Source organism: Enterobacter chuandaensis, from assembly GCF_003594915.1.
Classification (GTDB): Bacteria; Pseudomonadota; Gammaproteobacteria; order Enterobacterales; family Enterobacteriaceae; genus Enterobacter; species Enterobacter chuandaensis.
The window spans coordinates 286,836-309,322 of the sequence record NZ_QZCS01000003.1; the positions used below are offsets into that span (position 1 = coordinate 286,836).

Below are 22,487 nucleotides of genomic sequence, written 5' to 3' on the forward strand. Positions count from 1 at the left end.
GCCTCCGGTTATTTCGCCAGGCCAAAGGCTTTCGCCTGTTCGCGGTAGTCATTCACCTGTTTCTTGACGTACTCATCCAGCGGCTTACCGGTCAGGTTGAACTCAAACAGCCCGCGCAGATCGCGCTGTTTTTTAAATTCCTCGGTTTGCTGGAGTTTGTTGAACGCATCGACCCACCACTGGTACTCGGCATCGGTGACTTTTGGTCCGACGAAGAACCCGCGGATGATCGGCCAGACCAGGTCATAGCCCTGCTCTTTGGCGGTTGGAACGTTCGCCAGCTGGCCCGGCAGACGGTTTTCGGAGAAGACCGCCAGCACGCGGATTTTATCCCCGCTCAGGTACGGCACCATCTCGCTGAGATCGCCGGAAACGGCCTGAACGTGGTTGCCCATCAGCGCGGTGACCGGTTCGCCGCCGCCCTCAAAGGCCACGTAGCGCATCTTGTGCGGGTCAACCTTCGCCTGCTGGGCGAGAAGGGCCGCTTTCATCCAGTCCTGGCTGCCGATAGACGCCCCTGCGCCAATCACCACGCTGTTCGGATCTTTTTCCATGGCGGTGAGCAGGTCTTTCAGGGATTTCCATGGGGAATCGGCACGCACGGCGATCATTCCGTAGTCGGTGCCGACGGTCGCCAGCCAGCGCACGTCGTCCACGCCGTAACGGCCAAACTTGCCCTGAGACAGGTTCAGCAGCGAGCCGCCGGAGAAGGCCACCACCGTTCCCGCTTCCGCCGGACGTTGGGCGACGATGGCGTTATAGGCCACCGCGCCCACGCCGCCGGGCATGTAGGTGACACGCATCGGTTTCTCAATGGCCTTCGTCTCCAGCATGCTGACCTGAATGAGTTTACAGGTGAGATCGAAACCACCGCCCGGTTTGGCCGGGGCGATACATTCGGTACGGGACGGAGCGTCCTGGGCCTGAACGACAGAGGTACTCAACAGCAATACGCTTGCAGCAAGGGTAGAAAGTAATTGTTTTTTCATCGTTTATCCTCACGCCGGGGTACGGGTATGGGTCTTTTTTCTGATTATGTGAACCACCGTGTAGCGGTTCCGTTGCGTGATTGTTAAAACAATAACCTTTCATTTCCCTTTCAACGGGACACCAACTTTACAGGATGTGACATGCGTCTCTTACTCGCAGAAGATAATCGTGACTTGGCTCACTGGCTGGAGAAAGCGCTGGTGCAGGAAGGCTTTGCCGTGGACTGCGTCTCCGACGGACGTGCCGCCGACCATCTGCTGCAGGGGGAAAACTACGCGGTCGCTATTCTGGACATCGGCATGCCCGGTTTTGACGGCCTGGAAGTGGTCCACCGCCTCAGAAAACGGGGGCAGACGCTGCCCGTCCTGTTCCTCACCGCCCGCAGCAACGTGGCGGATCGGGTGAAGGGACTGAACGCCGGGGCTGACGACTATCTGCCAAAACCGTTTGAGCTGGAGGAGCTCGACGCACGTCTGCGCGCCCTGTTGCGCCGAAGTGAGGGGCGGACGCAGGAGCGCCAGCGTCTTGGTGAGCTGGAGTATGACGACGAGGGCTTTTTCCTGCTGCGCGACGAGCCGCTTTCCCTGACACCGCGCGAGCTCTCCCTGCTGAAAGTGCTGATGCACCGCCGGACCCGTCCGGTTTCACGTCAGCAGCTTTTCGACCAGGTGTTCAGCCTGAACGACGACGTCAGCCCTGAAAGCATCGATCTCTATATTCATCGCCTGCGTAAGAAACTGACCGGCAGCGGCGTGCGGATCACCACCCTGCGGGGGCTTGGGTACGTGCTGGAGTGCGGCGATGAGGTGGGTTAAGCCGCAGTCGCTCTACCTGCAACTGCTGCTTTTCCTTGGCCTGCCGCTGCTGCTGCTGTGGGGATTGTCAGCTTTTAACAGCTACGTCAGCGCGCTGCAGGCGGCCACGCAGGCTTACGACCGCACGCTGTTATCCTCTGCCCGCACCATCTCCGAGCGGCTGGAGGTGCGCAACGGCAGGCTGGCGGTGGACGTACCGTGGGTGGTGCTCGACAGCTTCGAGCTCAACATGAATGACCGGCTCTACTATAAGGTGGTCGACCCAGACGGGCGGGTGATCTCCGGCTATGACGATCTGCCGAAGATGCCGCCTGCGACGTCGCGCACCACGCTCTATCCGGCGCTGGCGTGGTTTTACCACACTGAATATCGCGGCCAGGCCATTCGGGTCGCGCGCCTGCTGCAGCCGGTTAATGAAGCCAATATTTTCGGCATGGCGGAGATTTACGTCGCGGAGACGCTCCAGTCCCGCCGCTATCTCGCCAGCCAGCTGCTCTTTTCATCCTGGGTCTCGCAGGGGCTGCTGGTGCTGTTGACGCTGGTGCTGACCGCGTGGCTGCTGCGCCGCGTGCTGCGCCCGATGCGCCAGCTTTCGTCTCTGATGGTGCGGCGCGAGCCGGGCCTGCTCGCACCGCTGCCGGAGCTGCTGCCCTGGTCGGAGACCCGGCTGCTGATTGTCGCCTTTAACCGCTATATTGACCGGCTGCGCGGCGTGCTGTCGCGTCAGGAACGCTTTAACGCGGATGCGTCGCACCAGCTCAAAACTCCGCTGGCGGTGCTTAAAACCCAGGTCTCCGTCGCCCTCGCTCGTCAGGATCCCGCCCTGTGGCAGGAGAGCCTGCGGGCAATGAATGCCACCCTGGACGACACTATCGTGCTCACCGAACGGCTGTTGCAGCTTTCGACAGTGAAGGGCAAAGAGCAGGGGGATCGTCAGTTTGCGCCCGTGGATCTGGTTCAGGTGGTGCAGAACTGCTGCTTCTCACGGCTGGCGCAGGCGCGGAGCAAAGCAATCGATCTGGGGTATGACGGTATACAGCAGCCGGTCACGATCGAAGGCGATGACGTCCTGTTGGGCGAGCTGTGTGCCAACCTGCTGGAAAACGCGATTAAATATACCCCTGCGGGCGGGACCGTGACCGTTTTCCTGCGCGTGGACGGCGGCGCCGTTGAGCTGAGCGTTGAAGACAGCGGCCCAGGCATTGAAGAGGATCAGATCCATCAGGCGATGCAGCCTTTCCACCGTCTGGACAACGTCGGGGAGGCCGCCGGTTCCGGGATTGGGCTGGCGCTGGCGGGGGACATCGCCCGGCTGCACCGCAGCCATTTGCAGCTGACCCGCAGCGAAACGCTGGGTGGCCTGTGCGTCAAAATGCGCTTTCTGCTACTTACGTAAAAAAGCCGCGGGTTTCAAATCGTTACAATCTTCCTGTCTGTCGCACGCAGAGTGCTTGATCCCCCGGAGACTCAGGTTAAAATCTCGCGGTTTTGGGGACTTCTCTATAATTATGCGGGATCGCGACAATGAAAAAAGTGGCATTACTGGGCCTCGGCCTGATGGTTGTATCTGCGGCGGCTAACGCCATTAGCATTAATGGCTCGGCGGGTGAAGACTATACCCACCTCGGTTTTGGCATGGGTACGGAGACCTCCGGCCTGGCGATGACCGGCGGCTGGACGCACAATGATGACGACGGCGACGCGGCAAGCCTCGGCCTCGGTCTCAACCTTCCTCTGGGGCCGTTCCTGGCAACGGTCGGCGGTAAAGGCATCTATACCAACCCGAACGACGGTGATGAAGGTTACGCGGCGGCAGTAGGTGGCGGCCTGCAGTGGAAAATTGGCGACAGCTTCGGCCTGTTCGGCGAGTACTACTACTCGCCTGATTCCCTCTCCAGCGGTATCGACAGCTATGAAGAAGCCAACGCCGGCGCGCGCTGGACCATCATGCGTCCGATTACCATCGAAGCGGGTTATCGTTACCTGAACCTGGCCGGCAAAGACGGCAACCGCGATAACGCGCTGGCTGACGGCCCGTACGTGGGCGTCAGCGCAGGTTTCTAATCGTTCCGGCGCGGCGTTCCGTCGCGCCAGTTTCTCTCATCTCCACCCCGCGTTTGCGCTATAGTGTTTTGACCAAATAAGCGGGAGAACACAATGATTAACGTGGAGATGTTATCCACCGGCGACGAAGTGCTGCACGGACAGATTATCGATACCAATGCAGCCTGGCTTGCCGATCTTTTCTTTGAGCAAGGATTACCGTTAACGCGCCGCAATACGGTCGGCGACAATCTTGAGTCACTGGTCAGCATCCTGCGTGAGCGCAGTGAACAGTGCGACGTGCTGATTGTGAACGGCGGGCTCGGCCCCACCAGTGACGATCTCAGTGCGCTGGCCGCCGCGACCGCAAAAGGCGAAGGGCTGGTGCTGCACGAGGCGTGGCTTTCGCAGATGGAGCGCTTTTTCTCCGAACGTGGCCGCGTTATGGCTCCCAGCAACCGCAAACAGGCTGAGATCCCCGCCAGCGCTGAGCTGGTCGATAACCCGGTCGGTACCGCCTGCGGGTTTGCCATGCAGCTGAACCGCTGCCTGATGTTCTTCACGCCGGGCGTGCCATCTGAATTTAAAGTGATGGTCGAGCAGCAGATCCTGCCGCGCCTTCGCCAGCGTTTTACTCTGCCTGAACCTCCGCTGTGCCTGCGTCTGACCACCTTTGGCCGCTCGGAAAGCGATCTCGCTCAGAGCCTTGACCACCTTGCGCTGCCGCCGGGTGTGTCCATGGGCTATCGCTCCTCAATGCCGATCATTGAGCTCAAATTAACAGGACCGGCTACGCAAAAAGAGGCGATGCTGGCTCTGTGGCCTGAGGTGCAGCGCGTGGCGGGCGAAAGCCTGATCTTTGAAGGAACGGAAGGGTTACCCGCGCAGATTGCAAAGCATCTGCAGACTCGCCAGCTCAGCGTGACCTTAAGCGAGCAGTTTACCGGCGGCCTGCTGGCGCTGCAGCTGTCGCGCGTCAACGCGCCGCTGCTTGCCAGTGAGGTGGTGCCGTTCCAGCAGGAGACGCTGGCGCAGACCGCGCGCTGGGCTTCCGAGAGAAGGGTGAAACACTTTGCCGGCCTGGCGCTGTTTGTCGGCGGGCTGGATGAGGAACATCTTAATTTTGCGCTGGCAACGCCGGAGGGCACGCATGCGCTGCGGGTGAAAATGAGCATCACGCGACACAGCCTGGCGGTACGTCAGGAGGTGTGTGCAATGATGGCGCTGAACATGCTGCGCCGCTGGCTGAACGGTAAAGAGGTTGCCAGCGAGCACGGGTGGATTAACGTCGTGGACTCGCTGTTCATTGAATGATGCGTTTGCCGGGGTCTCTCGCCCCGGCAATGCTTACCCCAGCGCTTTCGCCAGCAGGCTGATCGGATGTTCGCAGCGCTTGCTGGTGGACATCTCAATCTGCCATTTACAGGTTTCGCAGTCCGTCACCACGATATCCGCGCCGCTCTCTTCAATCTGGCGGAACAGCGGGGCGCCAATCGCCTGCGAGGTTTCGTAGTTTTCACGCTTAAAGCCGTAGGTGCCTGCGATGCCGCAGCAGCGCGAATCCAGCACCGTCAGCTCCAGCCCCGGAATTAACCGCAGCAGTTCCAGCGTATAGAGCGACCAGCCCATTTTCTCCATATGACACGGGGTGTGATACACCACTTTCAGCGGCAATATTCCCAGCGGCAGCGTCTGCCCGCTGTCGAGCTTGCGCCACAGGAAGCGTGTCGCCAGCTCGATGTGCTCGCGCAGGCCGGTGTTATCCACGTCCAGCAGATGCGGATACTCATCGCGCAGGGTGAAGGTACAGGTGGACGACGTCGCCAGCACCGGCATGCCTTTATCGACAATCGCTTCGCGCAGTGACGTGACGTTGCTTTTAGCCTGCTTGCGCGCTTTATCGGTAAACCCGTTGGCAATCAGCGGCACGCCGCAACACTTCTCCTTGCTGAGCAGCTGTACGCCCGTTCCCATGGCGTTCAGCACCTTCAGCAGGTCTTTTCCCAGCTGCGGATGGTTGTAATTCACATAGCAGCCGTGGAAAAAGGCGACCTGATCGTCATACTGCGCCTGCTCCGCCGCGACGGATTTATACCAGCGACGGAAGGTGCCGTGGGAATATTTCGGCAGGCTGCGGTGATGGTCTATCTTCAGCGTCGCATCCAGCAGCTGACGCACCGGTTTGAGTGAGGTCGCGGCATTCACCAGCGGGGCAAACGGCGTTGAGACGCTGCCCATCAAGTCAGTATGGCTCAGGATAGCATCGCGCAGCGTCGGCTTTTGCGTGCTGTAGCGCGCACGGGCGCGCTGGATGATGTCGCCGATTTTCACATCCGACGGGCAGGCGACTTCGCAGCGTTTACAGTTGATGCAGTATTTCAGCGCCTCGTCGTACAGCTTGCCGTCCTTCAGACGCAGGCGCTCGCCGTCCGGCCCGGCCTGCTTTGGCCCAGGGTAGCGCGGGTTCACGCCGCTGACCGGGCAGACGGTGGTACAGACGGTGCATTTAATGCAGCTTTCAAAACGGGTGTCGTTCATTATTCAGCCTCCGTGCGCTGGCTAATCTGCTCTGCCACATACAGCGCCGTGACGGCGCAAACCCCACCGCCGCACCCCTGAGCGATCGGATCGTAACCGCCCAGCAGCGAGCCAATGGCAAAAAGATTACCGACGGGTTTACCGGAAAGTTGCGGGTGTAGCTGGCTATCGACAATTACGCCAAACTGTTGCCAGGGTTGCGGCGAGAAGAAATCACTCTGATACCAGTCCGCGCGGGAGGCACTCTGCCGAACATCCAGCCCCATAATGGCTTCCCGAATGCCTTCCCGGCTGCTCAGCAGCCCGTTGCTGAAGAAGCTCCCGCTTGCCAGCACCGTATAGCGGGCGCGAAGCGGAATATCATCGTGGTTGCGCGTCCAGATTTCGCTCACCGCGCCGTCGGTCAGGGTGATTTTTTTCACCTCGTCACCCGCCATCCACACGCCGCCCTGCGCCACAAACAGACGCTGGAGCTGGGTGTGCAGGCGAATGCCGGGTACGGAAGGGGGCAGCGTGGGCAGCAGGCCGAGCGAGCAGGGCAGACGATCCGAGAGCCAGCGCCAGAGCCGGTTGTCGTTTAAACCAAAGCAGGCGGGCATCAGCAGGGCGTCACAGTTGTCGCTGATCGGCCTGAGCGCGTCATACAGCAGCGGCCATTTGTCCTCATTATCCAGAAAACGGGCGATATTCACCGCGCGAAACTCGCTCGGGTTATCGCGCAGGACATCAAGCTCAGGCAGCTCTATTTCCGCCGTGTCGGCGTTAACCCCCTGGTGACAGAGCGAGGCTGCCGCGAGATGGGGCTGAAAATCCAGAAAGCCGCTGATGCCCACCACCCGCACGCGCGCGGCAGTTAAGGGGGCAACGGGCACCTCCTCCGGGCTAAGCCACGCGGAACGCAGGGTGCCGAGCGGCGTAATGCGCTGATGATTTTGCCTGGCGCTCCCCTTCATACGCGCGCCGCTGTCCGCCAGCAGCGCTTCGGTTTCCAGCGCAAAGCGGTCAACGTTGTGCGCGCCAATCAGGTGATAGGGGTGCTCCGGCGGCAGCGTATCGCGGTACGCTTCGTCCACCAGATCCAGCGAGCCTGACGAAAAATGCAGGGCGCTCTGGCCGCGGGTGATAATGACGCATCGCAGTCCCTGCTTCGTGAGTTTGATGCCGCAGAGCAGGCCTGCCAGCCCGCCGCCGACGATGACGGTATCAAATTTCATCGTGTTGCTCCTTCTCCAGACCGCAAAGCCCCTGATAGACCCAGCGGGTAAATTCGCTTTCGCGCAGGGCATCCCCCCAGGCGACAGGCTGAATGCCTTTCCAGCGCTCGTTTAAAAACGCGCTGAGCTGATCGAGCGACTGGGTGGCGGTGGTGGTGTGAAAACGCTGCAGCAGCCCGGCAGCACGACAGGCGCACAGCTCGCCCTGGCAGGTTCCCATTCCGACGCGGGTGCGGCGGCGGAGATCCAGCAGGCTGTTAACCGTCAGGTTCTCTACCGCGTACTGCACTTCGCCCGCGGTAACGGCTTCGCACTCGCAGACCAGGCTGCGGCTCAATCTTCCTTCACCGAGCCACTGCGGTGTTCTGTCGCCGTGGCGGTAAATCGCGGACCCGCGCAGCGGCGCGGGAAGGGAGATGATTTTCTGTAGCGTTTTCTCGGTAGACTGGCGCGATCCCGGCAGCGGTTGCTCTGCGGTGACGCACGGTTCGGTATTCCCCAGCTTGCGGCAGACGGCATCGGTCGCCCACTCGGCCATCAGGCGGTAGGTCATCAGCTTACCGCCGGTGATGGTAATAAACCCGTCCATGCCGTCGCGCTCGGCGTGATCGAGCAGCACGATGCCCCGGCTGACGTTACGTCCGCTCGGATCGTTATCGCTGGCGACAAGGGGACGCACGCCCGCGTAGGCGCGCAGAATACGCGTCTGCGCCATTACCGGCGCCAGTTTTTCCCCTTCGCGCAGCAGAATGTCGACCTCTTCGGCGGTCACGCGGTTGTAGTCAATCTCGCCGTAGTCCACGTGGGTTGAGGTCGTGCCGATTAACGAAATGGTGTCGCCCGGCACGAGGATATCGGCGTCAGACGGCTTGCGGCAGCGGTTGATGACGTGGTTATTAATGCGGTGGTCGAGGATCAGCAGCGAGCCTTTTGCCGGGAACATGCGCACCGACAGGTCGGCGTATTCCGCAATACGCTGCCCCCAGCTCCCCGCCGCGTTGACCACCACGGCGGCGTGCAGCTCGCCGTGCTCGTTATACTGCGTATCAAACACCCGCACGCCGCAAATGCGATGCCCTTCGCGAATAAGTCCGGTCACTTCATGCCCGGTCAGAATGCGCGCGCCATGTTCGCGAGCGTCGAGCATATTGGCGGCGGTCAGGCGGAAGGGGTCAACGGTGCCGTCGGGGACTTTCACCGCGCCAATAAGCGCCGGGTTCACCGACGGCTCCAGCCGCCGCGCCAGCGCCGGATCCATGGCCTCCGCCTGAATGCCCGCTGCGGTACAGGCGGTAATAAAGGTCTTCTGAAAGGCGAGGTCATCTTCAGGAAGGGTAATAAAGAGGCCGTCGGTCGGCTCTATGCAGTGACGGGCGATACGCTTGAGGATCTGGTTTTCAGCAATACATTCGCGCGCGGATTCACCGTCTGTAACCGCATACCGCGCGCCGCTATGCAGCAGGCCGTGGTTTCGTCCGGTTGCGCCTGTTGCAATATCGTGGCGCTCCAGCAGCGTGACGCTTAAGCCGCGAAGGGCGCAGTCGCGCGCGATGCCGGCGCCGGTTGCGCCACCGCCAATGATTATCACATCGCTGTAGCGAGGATCGTGAATGGTCATTGTTTACCCTCTATGTTCGTTTTTTTATCATTTAGCCATATCAATAGTGTGGTTTGTTTGATTTCGAACATAAACGCGCGAAATTCGAAAGTGAAACGTGATTTCATGCGCTTTTTTGCGCATTCTGTCATATTTCTGTAACAATCTGTGCGTTGATTCACAGTAACAATCACCGTGATTTCTTAACATCCCCGCCTCTGGAATTCAGGTGCGAGCCACCTGCCCATTTAATTCAAGGCCACGGAGGCTGTAATGCTCAGTATCTTCAAACCTGCGCCGCATCGGGCGCGTCTGCCAGAGGCAGAAATTGATCCGCTATACCGTCGTCTGCGTTGGCAAATTTTCCTGGGGATCTTCTTCGGGTACGCGGCGTACTACCTTGTACGTAAAAACTTTGCGCTTGCCATGCCGTATCTGGTGGAGCAGGGCTTCTCCCGCGGCGATCTGGGGTTCGCGCTGTCGGGGATCTCTATCGCCTACGGTTTTTCGAAATTCATCATGGGCTCTGTGTCGGACCGTTCGAATCCGCGCGTGTTCCTGCCCGCCGGTCTGATTCTGGCCGCGGCGGTGATGCTGTTCATGGGCTTTGTGCCGTGGGCGACGTCCAGTATTGCGATTATGTTCGTGCTGCTGTTCCTCTGTGGCTGGTTCCAGGGGATGGGGTGGCCGCCGTGCGGACGTACCATGGTGCACTGGTGGTCGCAGAAAGAGCGCGGCGGCATTGTGTCGGTGTGGAACTGCGCGCATAACGTCGGGGGCGGGCTTCCGCCTCTGCTGTTCCTGTTGGGGATGGCCTGGTTCAACGACTGGCACGCGGCACTCTACATGCCTGCCTTTGGCGCTATTCTGGTGGCGATTATTGCTTTTGCGCTGATGCGCGATACGCCGCAGTCCTGCGGCCTGCCGCCAATTGAAGAGTACAAAAACGACTATCCGGATGATTACAGCGAGAAGCACGAAGAAGAGCTGACCGCGAAACAGATCTTCATGAAGTACGTGCTGCCGAACAAGCTGCTGTGGTACATCGCGGTGGCGAACGTGTTCGTTTACCTGCTGCGCTATGGCATCCTCGACTGGTCCCCGACCTATCTGAAAGAGGTGAAGCACTTCGCGCTGGATAAATCCTCCTGGGCCTATTTCCTGTATGAATACGCTGGGATCCCGGGCACGCTGATCTGCGGCTGGATGTCGGACAAAGTGTTCAAGGGCAACCGCGGCGCGACGGGCGTGTTCTTTATGACCCTGGTGACCATTGCCACTGTCGTTTACTGGCTCAACCCGCCGGGCAACCCGTCCGTAGATATGGCTTGTATGATCGTTATCGGCTTCCTGATTTACGGTCCGGTGATGCTGATCGGTCTGCACGCGCTGGAGCTGGCGCCGAAAAAAGCGGCGGGCACGGCAGCAGGCTTTACCGGTCTGTTCGGCTACCTGGGCGGTTCGGTCGCGGCGAGCGCCATCGTGGGCTACACCGTTGACTTCTTCGGCTGGGACGGCGGCTTTATGGTGATGATTGGCGGCAGCGTGCTGGCGGTTCTGCTGCTGGTGGTTGTGATGATCGGCGAGAAACGTCACCACGCGGAAGTGCTGGCGCGTCGTCAATAAGGAGCAATGCGATGAAGTTAACTCAATTAGCAACCGGTATGCTGCTGGCAGGCCTGATGTCAGGCGCCGCGCTGGCGGCGGATAAAATCGTTATCGCCCACCGCGGCGCGAGCGGTTATCTGCCGGAACATACGCTGCCGGCGAAAGCGATGGCCTATGCGCAGGGCGCGGATTATCTGGAGCAGGATCTGGTGATGACCAAGGACGACCAGCTGGTCGTCCTGCATGACCACTATCTTGACCGCGTGACGGACGTGGCGGAGCGCTTCCCGGACCGCGCGCGCAAAGATGGCCGTTACTACGCCATCGACTTTACCCTGGATGAAATCCGCTCCCTGAAGTTTACCGAAGGCTTCGAGATTGAAAACGGCAAGAAGGTGCAGGTCTATCCGGGCCGCTTCCCGATGGGCAAATCTGACTTCCGGATCCATACCTTCCAGGAGGAGATTGAGTTCGTTCAGGGGCTGAACCACTCGACCGGGAAAAATATCGGCATCTACCCGGAGATCAAAGCGCCGTGGTTCCACCATCAGGAAGGGAAGGACATTGCCGCGAAGACGCTGGAGGTGCTGAAACAGTACGGCTACACCAGCAAGAAGGACAAAGTTTACCTGCAGTGTTTTGATGCCGCCGAGCTGAAGCGTATTAAAACCGAGCTGGAGCCGAAGATGGGGATGGATCTCAATCTGGTACAGCTGATTGCCTATACCGACTGGAACGAAACCCAGGAGAAGCAGCCGGACGGGAAGTGGGTGAACTACAACTACGACTGGATGTTTAAGCCGGGCGCGATGAAGCAGATTGCGCAGTACGCCGACGGCATCGGGCCGGATTACCACATGCTGGTGGCGGAAGGCTCAACGCCTGGCCACGTGAAGCTGACGGCGATGGTGAAAGAGGCGCACGCCAGCAAGATGCAGGTGCATCCTTATACGGTGCGTGCAGACCAGTTGCCGCCGTACGCCACAGACGTGAATCAGCTTTACGAGGTGTTGTATAAGCAGGCGGACGTGGATGGGCTGTTTACGGATTTCCCCGATAAAGCAGTGACGTTCTTAAAATAGAAAAAGGGCCGTAAGGCCCTTTTTTACATCTCAATCTCAATATCGCCTTTTGCCCGGCAGCAGCAGGGCAAAATTTCCCCTTCACTGATAAAGGCCAGCGGTTCGGTCAGCCAGTCCACCTGGCCTGCGACCAGACGGCAGCGGCAGGAGCCGCAATAGCCTTCACGACACTGGTACTCTACCTCCACCTGATGCGCCTCAAGCGCCACCAGCAGGGAAGGGTGCTCTTCCTGGCACAGCACTTCCGTGCCAGAAAGGCTCAGCGTTACGCGGCTCATCAGAGCTGGAAGTCGCTCAGGTCGTCGGTGTTGACTTCAGAATCAATCTGACCGACCAGGTATGAGCTTACTTCCACTTCCTGCGGCGCGACCTGCACGTTATCGGATACCAGCCAGGTGTTGATCCACGGAATCGGGTTAGAGCGCGTCTGGAACGGCAGGTCCAGACCAACCGCCTGCATGCGGATGTTGGTGATGTACTCAACGTACTGGCACAGGATGTCTTTGTTCAGGCCAATCATGGAGCCGTCGCGGAACAGGTAGTCTGCCCACTCTTTCTCCTGCTGGGCCGCCAGCACGAACAGGTCGTAGCACTCCTGCTTGCACTCTTCGGCGATTTCCGCCATCTCCGGATCGTCCGTACCGCTGCGCAGCAGGTTCAGCATGTGCTGGGTGCCGGTCAGGTGCAGGGCTTCGTCACGGGCTATCAGGCGAATGATTTTGGCGTTACCTTCCATCAGCTTGCGCTCGGCAAAGGCGAAGGAGCAGGCGAAGCTCACGTAGAAGCGGATCGCTTCCAGCGCGTTAACGCTCATCAGGCACAGGTACAGCTGCTTTTTCAGCGCGCGCAGGTTCACGGTAACGGTTTTGCCGTTCACGTTGTGGGTGCCTTCGCCCAGCAGATGCCAGTAGCTGGTCATCTCGATCAGCTCGTCGTAGTAGTGCGCAATGCCTTCCGCGCGCTTCTGGATCTGCTCGTTGGTAACGATATCGTCAAACACCACCGCCGGATCGTTCACGATGTTGCGGATGATGTGGGTGTAAGAACGGGAGTGGATCGTCTCGGAGAACGCCCAGGTTTCCACCCAGGTTTCCAGCTCCGGAATGGAGATCAGCGGCAGCAGCGCCACGTTCGGGCTACGGCCCTGAATGGAATCCAGCAGCGTCTGGTACTTCAGGTTGCTGATGAAGATATGCTTTTCGTGATCCGGCAGCGACTGGTAATCAATACGGTCGCGGGAGACGTCCACTTCTTCCGGACGCCAGAAGAAGGAGAGTTGCTTTTCAATCAGCTTTTCGAAGATGTCATATTTTTGCTGATCGTAGCGTGCCACGTTGACCGGCTGGCCGAAGAACATTGGCTCTTTGAGCTGGTCGTTTTTCGTCTGTGAAAAGGTGGTATATGCCATGAGTGTGTCCTGTCTTACGAAATAAAGGCGGGGATATCCCCGCCCTTCATTAGATCTTACATGCGCCGCTTTCGCAGCCATCGTCCTGAATTGACGGTACCATGTCGTCCTGGGCGTCTTCTGCACCGTCACGGGTGTTGTGATAGTACAGGGTTTTCACGCCAAATTTGTAGGCGGTCAGCAGGTCTTTCAGCAGCTGCTGCATCGGCACCTTGCCGGACGGGAAGCGCGTCGGGTCGTAGTTGGTGTTGGCAGAGATCGACTGGTCGATAAACTTCTGCATGATGCCCACCAGCTGCAGGTAGCCGTCGTTGTTTGGCATTTCCCACAGCAGCTCGTAGTTGTTGCCCAGCGTTTCGTAATCCGGCACCACCTGACGCAGCACGCCGTCTTTCGACGCTTTGATGCTGACGTGGCCGCGCGGTGGCTCAATACCGTTGGTGGCGTTGGAGATCTGCGAAGAGGTCTCGGACGGCATCAGGGCAGAGAGCGTGGAGTTACGCAGACCGTGCGTTTTGATGGACTCGCGCAGGCCTTCCCAGTCCAGGTGCAGCGGCTCGCTGACGATCGCATCCAGGTCTTTCTTATAGGTGTCGATCGGCAGAATGCCTTTTGCATAGGTAGTTTCGTTGAACCACGGGCACGCGCCTTGCTCTTTCGCCAGCTCGTTGGAGGCTTTCATCAGGTAGTACTGAATCGCTTCGAACGTCTGGTGGGTCAGGTTGTTGGCGCTGCCGTCAGAGTAACGCTTGCCGTTTTTCGCCAGCCAGTAAGCGAAGTTGATCACGCCGATACCTAAAGTGCGACGGCCCATTGCACCGCGTTTTGCCGCCGGGATTGGGTAATCCTGGTAGTCCAGCAGGGCATCCAGCGCGCGAACCGCCAGCACGGCCAGCTCTTCCAGTTCGTCCAGGCTCTTAATCGCACCCAGGTTGAACGCGGACAGCGTACACAGCGCAATTTCACCGTTTTCGTCGTTCACGTCTTCCAGCGGTTTGGTCGGCAGGGCGATCTCCAGGCACAGGTTAGACTGGCGCACTGGCGCAACCACCGGATCAAACGGGCTGTGGGTGTTGCAGTGGTCAACGTTCTGGATGTAGATACGGCCGGTAGAGGCACGTTCCTGCATCATCAGGGAGAACAGGTCTACCGCCTTCACGCGCTGCTTGCGGATGCTGTCGTCTTTTTCGTATTTGGTGTACAGGCGCTCAAATTCGTCCTGATCGGCGAAGAACGCGTCGTACAGGCCCGGAACGTCGGACGGACTGAACAGGGTGATGTCTTCCCCTTTCAGCAGACGGGTGTACATCAGCTTGTTGATCTGCACGCCGTAGTCCATGTGACGCACGCGGTTGCCTTCCACGCCGCGGTTGTTTTTCAGGACCAGCAGGCTTTCCACTTCCAGGTGCCACATCGGGTAGAACAGAGTCGCAGCACCGCCGCGCACGCCGCCCTGAGAGCAGGATTTTACCGCCGTCTGGAAGTGCTTGTAGAACGGGATACAGCCGGTGTGGAACGCTTCACCGCCGCGAATCGGGCTGCCCAGCGCACGGATGCGACCGGCGTTGATGCCGATACCGGCACGCTGGGAGACGTATTTCACGATGGCGCTGGAGGTGGCGTTGATGGAATCCAGGCTGTCACCGCACTCGATCAGTACGCAGGAGCTGAACTGACGGGTAGGGGTGCGCACGCCAGACATGATTGGCGTTGGCAGAGAAATTTTGAACGTCGATACCGCATCGTAGAAACGCTTCACGTAGTCCAGACGGGTCTCACGCGGGTAGTTAGAGAACAGGCAGGCGGCCACCAGAATATAGAGGAACTGGGCGCTTTCGTAGATCTCACCGGTTACACGGTTCTGAACCAGGTATTTGCCTTCGAGCTGCTTCACCGCCGCGTAGGAGAAGTTCATGTCGCGCCAGTGATCGATAAACCCGTTCATCTGCTCGAACTCTTCTTCCGTATAGTCTTCCAGCAGATGCGTGTCGTATTTGCCCAGCTCGACCATTTTCACTACGTGATCGTACAGCTTCGGCGGCTCAAACTGGCCGTAGGCTTTCTTACGCAGGTGGAAAATCGCCAGACGCGCAGCGAGGTACTGATAATCCGGTGCGTCGCGGGAGATGAGGTCTGCCGCTGCTTTAATGATCGTTTCGTGGATATCAGACGTTTTGATGCCGTCGTAGAACTGAATATGAGAACGCAGTTCAACCTGGGATATAGATACGTTGTTCAGTCCTTCTGCTGCCCAGTCGAGAACTCGATGGATTTTGTCCAGATTGATACGCTCGGTTGTACCGTCGCGCTTTGTCACCAGCAGACTCTGATTCATGTGGGTTTTACCTGTCCGTGAAATAAAAAATATCCCCCGCTTATCCACAGATCCATCTTGTGACTAACTCTGTGGATAAATACTACATATAGGGGGTTTGCGATAAGAAAAACGCTATATGGTGAGTATTCTAGTATCGAATCTTTTCAGCACAAGGGTTGATTTTGACGTTAAATTGAGGTTGTGAAAGGGTAAAAAAGCGTAAGTCCTCGTAGCGTAAGGCCTGGAAGAGATGTCAATAATTTAGAAAAAAAATTCAAAATTTGATCGAGTGCTGATTTCTTCAACGGGAGGTCAGAATTGCGCAACATGATGTCGCGCAATCTTTATAAGAATAACGAATGACGTTAGTCGTTTTTGGCGGTGGTGTGCAACATATAGTTAACATCCACGCCCGGTGCGAGTTTGAATTTATCTGTCAGCGGATTGTAGTGCAGGCCGGTGATGTGCTGCTCTTTCAGCCACGTCTGGTCAACCCAGCTTAACAGCTCGGCTGGCTTGATGAATTTCTTCACGTCGTGCGTGCCTTTCGGCACCATGCGCAGCACATACTCCGCCCCGACCACGGCCATCAGCCAGGCTTTGCCGTTGCGGTTGATGGTCGAGAAGAAAACCTGGCCGCCCGGCTTCACCAGTTTTGCACAGGCGTTTACCACGGACTGCGGATCGGGAACATGCTCCAGCATCTCCATGCAGGTCACCACATCGTACTGGTGGGCATGTTTTGCCGCATGCTCTTCCACGGTTTCCTGCACGTATTCCACCTGTATACCTGACTCCAGCGCATGAAGACGGGCAACCTGCAGCGGTTCAAAGCCCATGTCCAGGCCGGTGACGGTGGCTCCTTCGCGCGCCATGCTCTCCGCCAGGATGCCGCCGCCGCAACCGACGTCGAGAACCTTCTTACCGAACAGACCGCCGGAACGCTCCGCGATATAGCCCAGACGCAGCGGGTTAATGCGATGCAGCGGTTTGAACTCACCTTCGAGATCCCACCAGCGGGACGCCACCGCTTCAAATTTGGCAATCTCTTCGTGGTCAACGTTGTGAGCCACCGGGGATTTTTCGGCATTCATGGGCGCTTTTACTCCTTATTTAGCAAGACGAATGAGTATATCAGGCAATCCCTGTGAATAAAGCGTATAGGTTTACCTCAATCACCTCGGCTGTGTTATAATTTGCGACCTTTGAATCCGGGATACAGTAGAGGGATAGCGGTTAGATGAGCGACCTTGCGAGAGAAATTACACCGGTTAACATCGAGGAAGAGCTGAAGAGCTCCTATCTGGACTATGCGATGTCGGTCATTGTTGGCCGTGCGCTGCCGGACGTCCGCGATGGCCTGAAGCCGGTACACCGTCGCGTACTATACGCCATGAACGTATTGGGCAATGACTGGAATAAAGCCTACAAAAAATCTGCCCGTGTCGTTGGTGACGTAATCGGTAAATACCATCCCCATGGTGATTCCGCGGTGTACGACACTATCGTCCGTATGGCGCAGCCATTCTCGCTGCGTTACATGCTGGTAGATGGTCAGGGTAACTTTGGTTCTATCGACGGCGACTCCGCCGCGGCAATGCGTTATACGGAAATCCGTCTGGCGAAGATTGCCCATGAGCTGATGGCCGACCTGGAAAAAGAGACGGTTGATTTCGTTGATAACTACGACGGCACGGAAAAAATTCCTGACGTTATGCCAACGAAGATCCCTAACCTGCTGGTGAACGGCTCGTCCGGTATCGCCGTCGGTATGGCAACCAACATTCCGCCACACAACATCACGGAAGTGATCAACGGCTGCCTGGCCTATATCGACGATGAAGACATCAGCATTGAAGGGCTGATGGAGCACATCCCGGGCCCGGACTTCCCGACGGCGGCGATCATCAACGGTCGTCGCGGTATTGAAGAAGCGTACCGTACCGGTCGCGGCAAGATTTACATCCGTGCCCGCGCCGAAGTGGAAGCGGACGCTAAAACCGGCCGTGAAACCATCATTGTTCACGAGATCCCGTATCAGGTGAACAAAGCGCGCCTGATTGAAAAAATCGCCGAGCTGGTAAAAGAAAAACGCGTTGAAGGCATCAGCGCGCTGCGCGACGAGTCTGACAAAGACGGTATGCGCATCGTGATTGAAATCAAGCGCGACGCGGTGGGTGAGGTTGTGCTGAACAATCTGTACTCCCAGACTCAGCTTCAGGTCTCCTTCGGTATCAACATGGTTGCGCTGCACCATGGCCAGCCGAAGATCATGAACCTGAAAGAGATCCTGAGCGCGTTCGTGCGTCACCGCCGCGAAGTGGTGACCCGTCGTACCATCTTCGAACTGCGCAAAGCGCGCGACCGTGCGCACATTCTTGAAGCACTGGCGGTTGCGCTGGCCAACATCGACCCGATCATTGAGCTGATCCGTCGTGCACCAACCCCGGCTGAAGCGAAAGCGTCGCTGGTTGCGCGTCCGTGGGATCTGGGCAACGTGGCGGCGATGCTGGAACGTGCGGGCGATGACGCCGCGCGTCCTGAGTGGCTCGAGCCTGAATTCGGCGTGCGTGACGGTCAGTACTACCTGACTGAACAGCAGGCCCAGGCGATTCTGGATCTGCGCCTGCAGAAGCTGACCGGCCTTGAGCATGAAAAACTGCTCGACGAGTACAAAGAGCTGCTGGAGCAGATTGCTGAGCTGCTGCATATCCTGGGTAGCGCCGAGCGCCTGATGGAAGTGATCCGCGAAGAGCTGGAGCTGGTCCGCGATCAGTTCGGCGACGAGCGTCGCACCGAAATCACCGCGAACAGCTCTGATATCAACATTGAAGATCTGATCAACCGCGAAGACGTGGTGGTCACCCTGTCTCACCAGGGCTATGTGAAGTATCAGCCGCTGACCGACTACGAAGCACAGCGTCGTGGCGGTAAGGGCAAATCTGCGGCACGTATTAAAGAAGAAGACTTTATTGACCGCCTGCTGGTGGCCAACACCCATGACACGATCCTCTGCTTCTCCAGCCGTGGCCGCCTGTACTGGATGAAGGTCTATCAGCTGCCGGAAGCGAGCCGTGGCGCGCGTGGTCGTCCTATCGTCAACCTGCTGCCGCTGGAAGCGAACGAACGTATCACCGCCATCCTGCCGGTACGCGAGTACGAAGAGGGCGTGAACGTCTTTATGGCGACCGCGAGCGGTACCGTGAAGAAAACCGCGCTGACCGAATTCAGCCGCCCACGTTCCGCCGGTATTATTGCAGTGAACCTGAACGAAGGCGACGAGCTGATCGGTGTGGATCTGACCTCCGGTTCGGATGAAGTGATGCTGTTCTCTGCGGCCGGTAAAGTGGTGCGCTTTAAAGAGAACGCCGTGCGCGCAATGGGTCGTACGGCGACCGGCGTACGCGGTATCAAGCTGGCGGGTGAAGACTCTGTAGTTTCCCTGATCGTTCCGCGTGGCGAAGGCGCAATCCTGACCGTCACCCAGAACGGCTACGGTAAACGTACGGCGGAAAGCGAATACCCGACCAAGTCACGTGGCACCCAGGGCGTTATCTCCATCAAAGTGACCGAGCGCAACGGGTCCGTTGTGGGCGCGGTGCAGGTGGACGATGCTGACCAGATCATGATGATCACCGATGCCGGTACGCTTGTGCGTACCCGCGTGTCTGAGATCAGCGTGGTAGGCCGTAACACCCAGGGCGTTATCCTCATCCGTACTGCGGAAGATGAAAACGTGGTGGGTCTGCAGCGCGTTGCTGAGCCGGTAGATGATGAAGAGCTCGACTCTATCGACGGCAGCGTCGCGGAAGGTGATGATGAAATCGCACCGGAAGCGGAGAGCGACGACGACGCAGCGGATGACGCTGACGAGTAATGTCTCCTGATGCAAAAAAGGGCCGGATTCCGGCCCTTTTCTTTTGCAGATGCAGATACGTGAACGTTGCGACAAGCCGCGTTTACCGCTACCTTAACCACATTCTTTTGACCCCGACGGCGGAGCCTCGCCCCTTTGAAATACCTCGTCTCCTTTCGTACTACGCTGAAAGTTTCTCGCTATCTGTTCCGGGCGCTGGCGCTCCTGCTTTGGCTGCTGGTGGCCTTGCTGTCGGTGTTTTACATCGTCAATGCGCTGCACCAGAAAGAAGCGGAGATCCGTCAGGAGTTTAATTTAAGCTCCGATCAGGCCCAGCGCTACATTCAGCGAACGTCTGACGTGATGAAGGAGCTGAAGTACATCGCCGAAAATCGGCTCACGGCGGAAAACGGTATCCTTGCCCTGCGCGGGCGTAATGACAAAACCGAAGTGCCGGACTTCCAGCCGCTGTTCCCGGACTCCGATTGCTCCACCATGAGCAACACCTGGCGCGGGTCGCTGGAATCCCTCGCCTGGTTTATGCGCTACTGGCGCGACAATTTCTCCGCCGCCTACGATCTCAACCGCGTGTTCCTGATCGGCAGCGAAAATCTCTGCATGGCTGACTTTGGCCTGCGCGATGTACCCGTCGAGCGCGATGATGCGCTGAAAAGCCTGCACGAGCGCATTGTGAAATATCGCAATGCGCCGCAGGATGAGCGCGGGAACAACATTTTCTGGATAAGCCAGGGGCCGCGCATGGGCGTGGGCTATTTCTACGCTCTCACTCCTGTTTATCTGGGCAATCGCCTGCAGGCGCTGCTGGGGATTGAGCAGACTATCCGTATGGAAAACTTCTTCACGCCGGGCAGCCTGCCGATGGGCGTGACCATTCTGGATGAAAACGGGCATCAGCTGATCTCACTCGCCGGGCCGGATAACCGCCTGAACGTTGAGCCGCACTGGATGCAGGAGCGCTCATGGTTTGGCTATACCTCCGGCTTCCGCGAGCTGGTGCTGAAAAAAAGCCTGCCGCCTTCGTCGCTGAGTATCGTCTACTCGCTGCCGGTGGATATGGTGCTTGAGCGGATCCGCATCCTTATTATGAATGCGATTCTGCTGAACCTGCTGGTGGGGGGCGCGCTGTTTACGCTGGCGCGCATGTATGAGCGGAAAATCTTTATTCCTGCCGAAAACGACGCCCAGCGTCTGGAGGAGCACGAGCAGTTTAACCGTAAGATTGTCGCCTCGGCACCGGTAGGGATCTGCATTCTGCGTACTCAGGACGGGACCAACATCCTGAGTAACGAGCTGGCGCACAACTACCTGAACATGCTGACGCACGAGGATCGGCAAAGGCTGACGCAAATCATCTGTGGCCAGCAGGTGAACTTTGTCGACGTGCTCACCAGCACACACACCAACCTGCAGATCAGCTTTGTCCATTCCCGCTATCGCAATGAAAACGTGGCGATTTGCGTGCTGGTGGATGTCTCCGCACGCGTGAAGATGGAAGAGTCGCTGCAGGAGATGGCGCAGGCCGCGGAGCAGGCCAGCCAGTCGAAATCCATGTTCCTTGCTACCGTCAGCCACGAGCTGCGTACGCCGCTTTACGGCATCATTGGTAACCTCGATCTGCTGCAGACGAAAGAGTTGCCGAAAGGGGTCGACAGGCTGGTGACGGCGATGAACAACTCCTCCAGTCTGCTGCTGAAGATCATCAGCGATATTCTCGACTTCTCCAAAATTGAGTCTGAGCAGCTGAAAATCGAGCCGCGCGAGTTTTCGCCGCGTGAGGTGATGAACCACATCAGCGCCAACTATCTGCCGCTGGTGGTGCGTAAACAGCTGGGGCTCTACTGCTTTATTGAACCGGACGTGCCGCTGACGCTGCACGGCGATCCGATGCGCCTGCAGCAGGTCATCTCAAACCTGCTCAGCAACGCCATTAAATTCACCGATATCGGCTGTATTGTGTTGCACGTCTGCCGGGCGGGAGATTACCTCAGCATTCGCGTGCGCGATACGGGGGTGGGCATTCCGGCGAAAGAAGTGGTTCGTCTGTTCGACCCGTTCTTCCAGGTCGGAACCGGCGTCCAGCGTAACTTCCAGGGCACAGGCCTGGGGCTGGCGATCTGTGAGAAGCTCGTCAGCATGATGGACGGTGATATCTCGGTGGATACCGAGCCCGGCATGGGCAGCCAGTTCACCATCCGTATTCCGCTCTATTCGGCGCAGTATCCGGCAAAAGCGACGGTTGACGGGCTGAGCGATAAGCGCTGCTGGCTGGCAGTCCACAATGCCTCGCTGAATGATTATCTGACGGCGCTGCTCACGTACAGCGGCGTCAGGGTGTGCCGCTATGAAGGCCAGACGCCGGACATGGACGATGTGCTGATTGCTGACGAGATGCCGGAGCAGCCGTGGCAGGGAAGAGGGACGGTACTCTTCTGCCGCCGCCATATCGGCATCCCGGCTGAGCGCGCGCCAGGAGAGTGGGTGCATAGCGTGGCAACGCCGCATGAGCTGTTGAGCCTGCTGGCCCGTATCTACAAAGTCGAGCTGGAAGAGAGCGACGGTGCAGGCGCGCTGCCGTCACCGGAAGGTCTGGCGTCAGTGAATGACGATATGATGATTCTGGTGGTGGATGACCATCCGATTAACCGCCGCCTGCTGGCTGACCAGCTTGGCTCGCTGGGCTACCAGTGCAAAACGGCCAATGACGGTGTGGATGCGCTGAACGTGCTGAGTAAAAATCATATTGATATCGTGCTGAGCGACGTCAACATGCCAAATATGGATGGCTACCGTCTGACGCAGCGCATCCGACAGCTTGGCCTGACGCTGCCGGTGGTGGGCGTAACGGCGAACGCGCTGGCGGAAGAGAAACAGCGCTGTCTGGAGTCGGGAATGGACAGTTGCCTGTCGAAACCGGTGACGCTGGACGTACTGAAACAGACGTTGTCGGTTTATGCGGACCGCGTGAGAAAAACCAGAATATAAAAAAGGCCCGCGAGGG

Annotated in this window: 16 protein-coding genes; 8 read left to right on the forward strand and 8 right to left on the reverse strand. The window is 58.3% G+C overall.

Translation table 11 applies throughout. The features are described from left to right. Positions 1-8 precede the first annotated feature (8 nt). Positions 9-989 carry a Bug family tripartite tricarboxylate transporter substrate binding protein gene (locus D5066_RS07000; RefSeq protein ID WP_080328569.1) on the reverse strand — a complete coding sequence of 327 codons (981 nt, stop codon included), beginning with the start codon at positions 987-989 and terminating at the stop codon, positions 9-11. Between the two features lie 141 nt (positions 990-1,130). Between D5066_RS07000 and tctD the strand changes: the two genes are divergently transcribed. The 4 genes from tctD (at position 1,131) to D5066_RS07020 (ending at position 5,162) form a co-directional block, all read left to right on the forward strand. Further along, the gene (tctD, locus tag D5066_RS07005; RefSeq protein ID WP_119915451.1) at positions 1,131-1,805 is read left to right on the forward strand and encodes a transcriptional regulator TctD; all 675 of its coding nucleotides are present in this window, start codon (positions 1,131-1,133) and stop codon (positions 1,803-1,805) included. Next, positions 1,792-3,201 (forward strand): sensor histidine kinase, encoded by a 1,410-nt coding sequence (locus D5066_RS07010; protein ID WP_080328570.1) that lies wholly within the window; start codon positions 1,792-1,794, stop codon positions 3,199-3,201. The genes tctD and D5066_RS07010 overlap by 14 nt, the downstream gene beginning before the upstream one ends. 128 nt (positions 3,202-3,329) lie before the next feature. Next, a complete protein-coding gene (locus tag D5066_RS07015) occupies positions 3,330-3,869 on the forward strand; it encodes a YfaZ family outer membrane protein (RefSeq protein WP_080328571.1) in 540 nt (179 codons plus the stop codon). A 93-nt stretch (positions 3,870-3,962) separates the two neighbouring features. Further along, a complete protein-coding gene (locus tag D5066_RS07020) occupies positions 3,963-5,162 on the forward strand; it encodes a nicotinamide mononucleotide deamidase-related protein YfaY (protein WP_119915452.1) in 1,200 nt (399 codons plus the stop codon). 33 nt (positions 5,163-5,195) lie between these two features. On the opposite strand, the gene glpC is transcribed toward D5066_RS07020, so the two are convergent. The 3 genes from glpC to glpA are packed head-to-tail and all read right to left on the reverse strand — an operon-like array spanning position 5,196 to position 9,218. Beyond that, positions 5,196-6,386, reverse strand: a complete 1,191-nt coding sequence (gene glpC, locus D5066_RS07025) for an anaerobic glycerol-3-phosphate dehydrogenase subunit GlpC (RefSeq protein ID WP_119915453.1) — start codon at positions 6,384-6,386, stop codon at positions 5,196-5,198. Beyond that, a complete protein-coding gene (gene glpB / locus D5066_RS07030; protein ID WP_119915454.1) occupies positions 6,386-7,600 on the reverse strand; it encodes a glycerol-3-phosphate dehydrogenase subunit GlpB in 1,215 nt (404 codons plus the stop codon). Before glpB ends, glpC begins: the two co-directional genes overlap by 1 nt. Beyond that, on the reverse strand, positions 7,590-9,218 hold the full coding sequence (gene glpA / locus D5066_RS07035) for an anaerobic glycerol-3-phosphate dehydrogenase subunit A (RefSeq protein ID WP_119915455.1): 1,629 nt from the start codon (positions 9,216-9,218) through the stop codon (positions 7,590-7,592). The genes glpB and glpA overlap by 11 nt, the downstream gene beginning before the upstream one ends. A 252-nt stretch (positions 9,219-9,470) precedes the next feature. Between glpA and glpT the strand changes: the two genes are divergently transcribed. Beyond that, complete coding sequence (gene glpT / locus D5066_RS07040) at positions 9,471-10,823, forward strand: glycerol-3-phosphate transporter (RefSeq protein ID WP_028013908.1); 1,353 nt, start codon at positions 9,471-9,473, stop codon at positions 10,821-10,823. An 11-nt stretch (positions 10,824-10,834) separates the two neighbouring features. Then, positions 10,835-11,887, forward strand: coding sequence for a glycerophosphodiester phosphodiesterase (gene glpQ / locus D5066_RS07045; RefSeq protein WP_119915456.1), 1,053 nt, complete (start codon positions 10,835-10,837; stop codon positions 11,885-11,887). A 23-nt stretch (positions 11,888-11,910) separates the two neighbouring features. On the opposite strand, the gene yfaE is transcribed toward glpQ, so the two are convergent. From yfaE to ubiG, 4 genes are all read right to left on the reverse strand, one after another. Next, positions 11,911-12,165 (reverse strand): class I ribonucleotide reductase maintenance protein YfaE, encoded by a 255-nt coding sequence (gene yfaE / locus D5066_RS07050; RefSeq protein WP_003859419.1) that lies wholly within the window; start codon positions 12,163-12,165, stop codon positions 11,911-11,913. Continuing rightward, positions 12,165-13,295 carry a class Ia ribonucleoside-diphosphate reductase subunit beta gene (gene nrdB / locus D5066_RS07055; RefSeq protein ID WP_014884611.1) on the reverse strand — a complete coding sequence of 377 codons (1,131 nt, stop codon included), beginning with the start codon at positions 13,293-13,295 and terminating at the stop codon, positions 12,165-12,167. The genes yfaE and nrdB overlap by 1 nt, the downstream gene beginning before the upstream one ends. Before the next feature lie 49 nt (positions 13,296-13,344). Further along, the gene (gene nrdA, locus D5066_RS07060; protein ID WP_080328578.1) at positions 13,345-15,630 is read right to left on the reverse strand and encodes a class 1a ribonucleoside-diphosphate reductase subunit alpha; all 2,286 of its coding nucleotides are present in this window, start codon (positions 15,628-15,630) and stop codon (positions 13,345-13,347) included. 347 nt (positions 15,631-15,977) lie between these two features. Next, on the reverse strand, positions 15,978-16,706 hold the full coding sequence (gene ubiG / locus D5066_RS07065; RefSeq protein ID WP_046888293.1) for a bifunctional 2-polyprenyl-6-hydroxyphenol methylase/3-demethylubiquinol 3-O-methyltransferase UbiG: 729 nt from the start codon (positions 16,704-16,706) through the stop codon (positions 15,978-15,980). 146 nt (positions 16,707-16,852) lie between these two features. On the opposite strand from ubiG, the gene gyrA reads away from it, so the two are divergent. Both gyrA and rcsC read left to right on the forward strand, forming a co-directional pair. Then, the gene (gene gyrA, locus D5066_RS07070; protein WP_028013903.1) at positions 16,853-19,489 is read left to right on the forward strand and encodes a DNA topoisomerase (ATP-hydrolyzing) subunit A; all 2,637 of its coding nucleotides are present in this window, start codon (positions 16,853-16,855) and stop codon (positions 19,487-19,489) included. A 135-nt stretch (positions 19,490-19,624) separates the two neighbouring features. Further along, positions 19,625-22,471, forward strand: a complete 2,847-nt coding sequence (gene rcsC / locus D5066_RS07075; RefSeq protein WP_119915457.1) for a two-component system sensor histidine kinase RcsC — start codon at positions 19,625-19,627, stop codon at positions 22,469-22,471. The last annotated feature ends 16 nt before the right edge of the window (positions 22,472-22,487 follow it).

Coding starts and splice junctions, on each gene's coding strand:
- D5066_RS07000 (WP_080328569.1), bottom strand. CDS start 989: ATGAAAAAACAATTACTTTCTACCCTTGCTGCAAGCGTATTGCTGTTG.
- tctD (WP_119915451.1), top strand. CDS start 1,131: ATGCGTCTCTTACTCGCAGAAGATAATCGTGACTTGGCTCACTGGCTG.
- D5066_RS07010 (WP_080328570.1), top strand. CDS start 1,792: ATGAGGTGGGTTAAGCCGCAGTCGCTCTACCTGCAACTGCTGCTTTTC.
- D5066_RS07015 (WP_080328571.1), top strand. CDS start 3,330: ATGAAAAAAGTGGCATTACTGGGCCTCGGCCTGATGGTTGTATCTGCG.
- D5066_RS07020 (WP_119915452.1), top strand. CDS start 3,963: ATGATTAACGTGGAGATGTTATCCACCGGCGACGAAGTGCTGCACGGA.
- glpC (WP_119915453.1), bottom strand. CDS start 6,386: ATGAACGACACCCGTTTTGAAAGCTGCATTAAATGCACCGTCTGTACC.
- glpB (WP_119915454.1), bottom strand. CDS start 7,600: ATGAAATTTGATACCGTCATCGTCGGCGGCGGGCTGGCAGGCCTGCTC.
- glpA (WP_119915455.1), bottom strand. CDS start 9,218: ATGACCATTCACGATCCTCGCTACAGCGATGTGATAATCATTGGCGGT.
- glpT (WP_028013908.1), top strand. CDS start 9,471: ATGCTCAGTATCTTCAAACCTGCGCCGCATCGGGCGCGTCTGCCAGAG.
- glpQ (WP_119915456.1), top strand. CDS start 10,835: ATGAAGTTAACTCAATTAGCAACCGGTATGCTGCTGGCAGGCCTGATG.
- yfaE (WP_003859419.1), bottom strand. CDS start 12,165: ATGAGCCGCGTAACGCTGAGCCTTTCTGGCACGGAAGTGCTGTGCCAG.
- nrdB (WP_014884611.1), bottom strand. CDS start 13,295: ATGGCATATACCACCTTTTCACAGACGAAAAACGACCAGCTCAAAGAG.
- nrdA (WP_080328578.1), bottom strand. CDS start 15,630: ATGAATCAGAGTCTGCTGGTGACAAAGCGCGACGGTACAACCGAGCGT.
- ubiG (WP_046888293.1), bottom strand. CDS start 16,706: ATGAATGCCGAAAAATCCCCGGTGGCTCACAACGTTGACCACGAAGAG.
- gyrA (WP_028013903.1), top strand. CDS start 16,853: ATGAGCGACCTTGCGAGAGAAATTACACCGGTTAACATCGAGGAAGAG.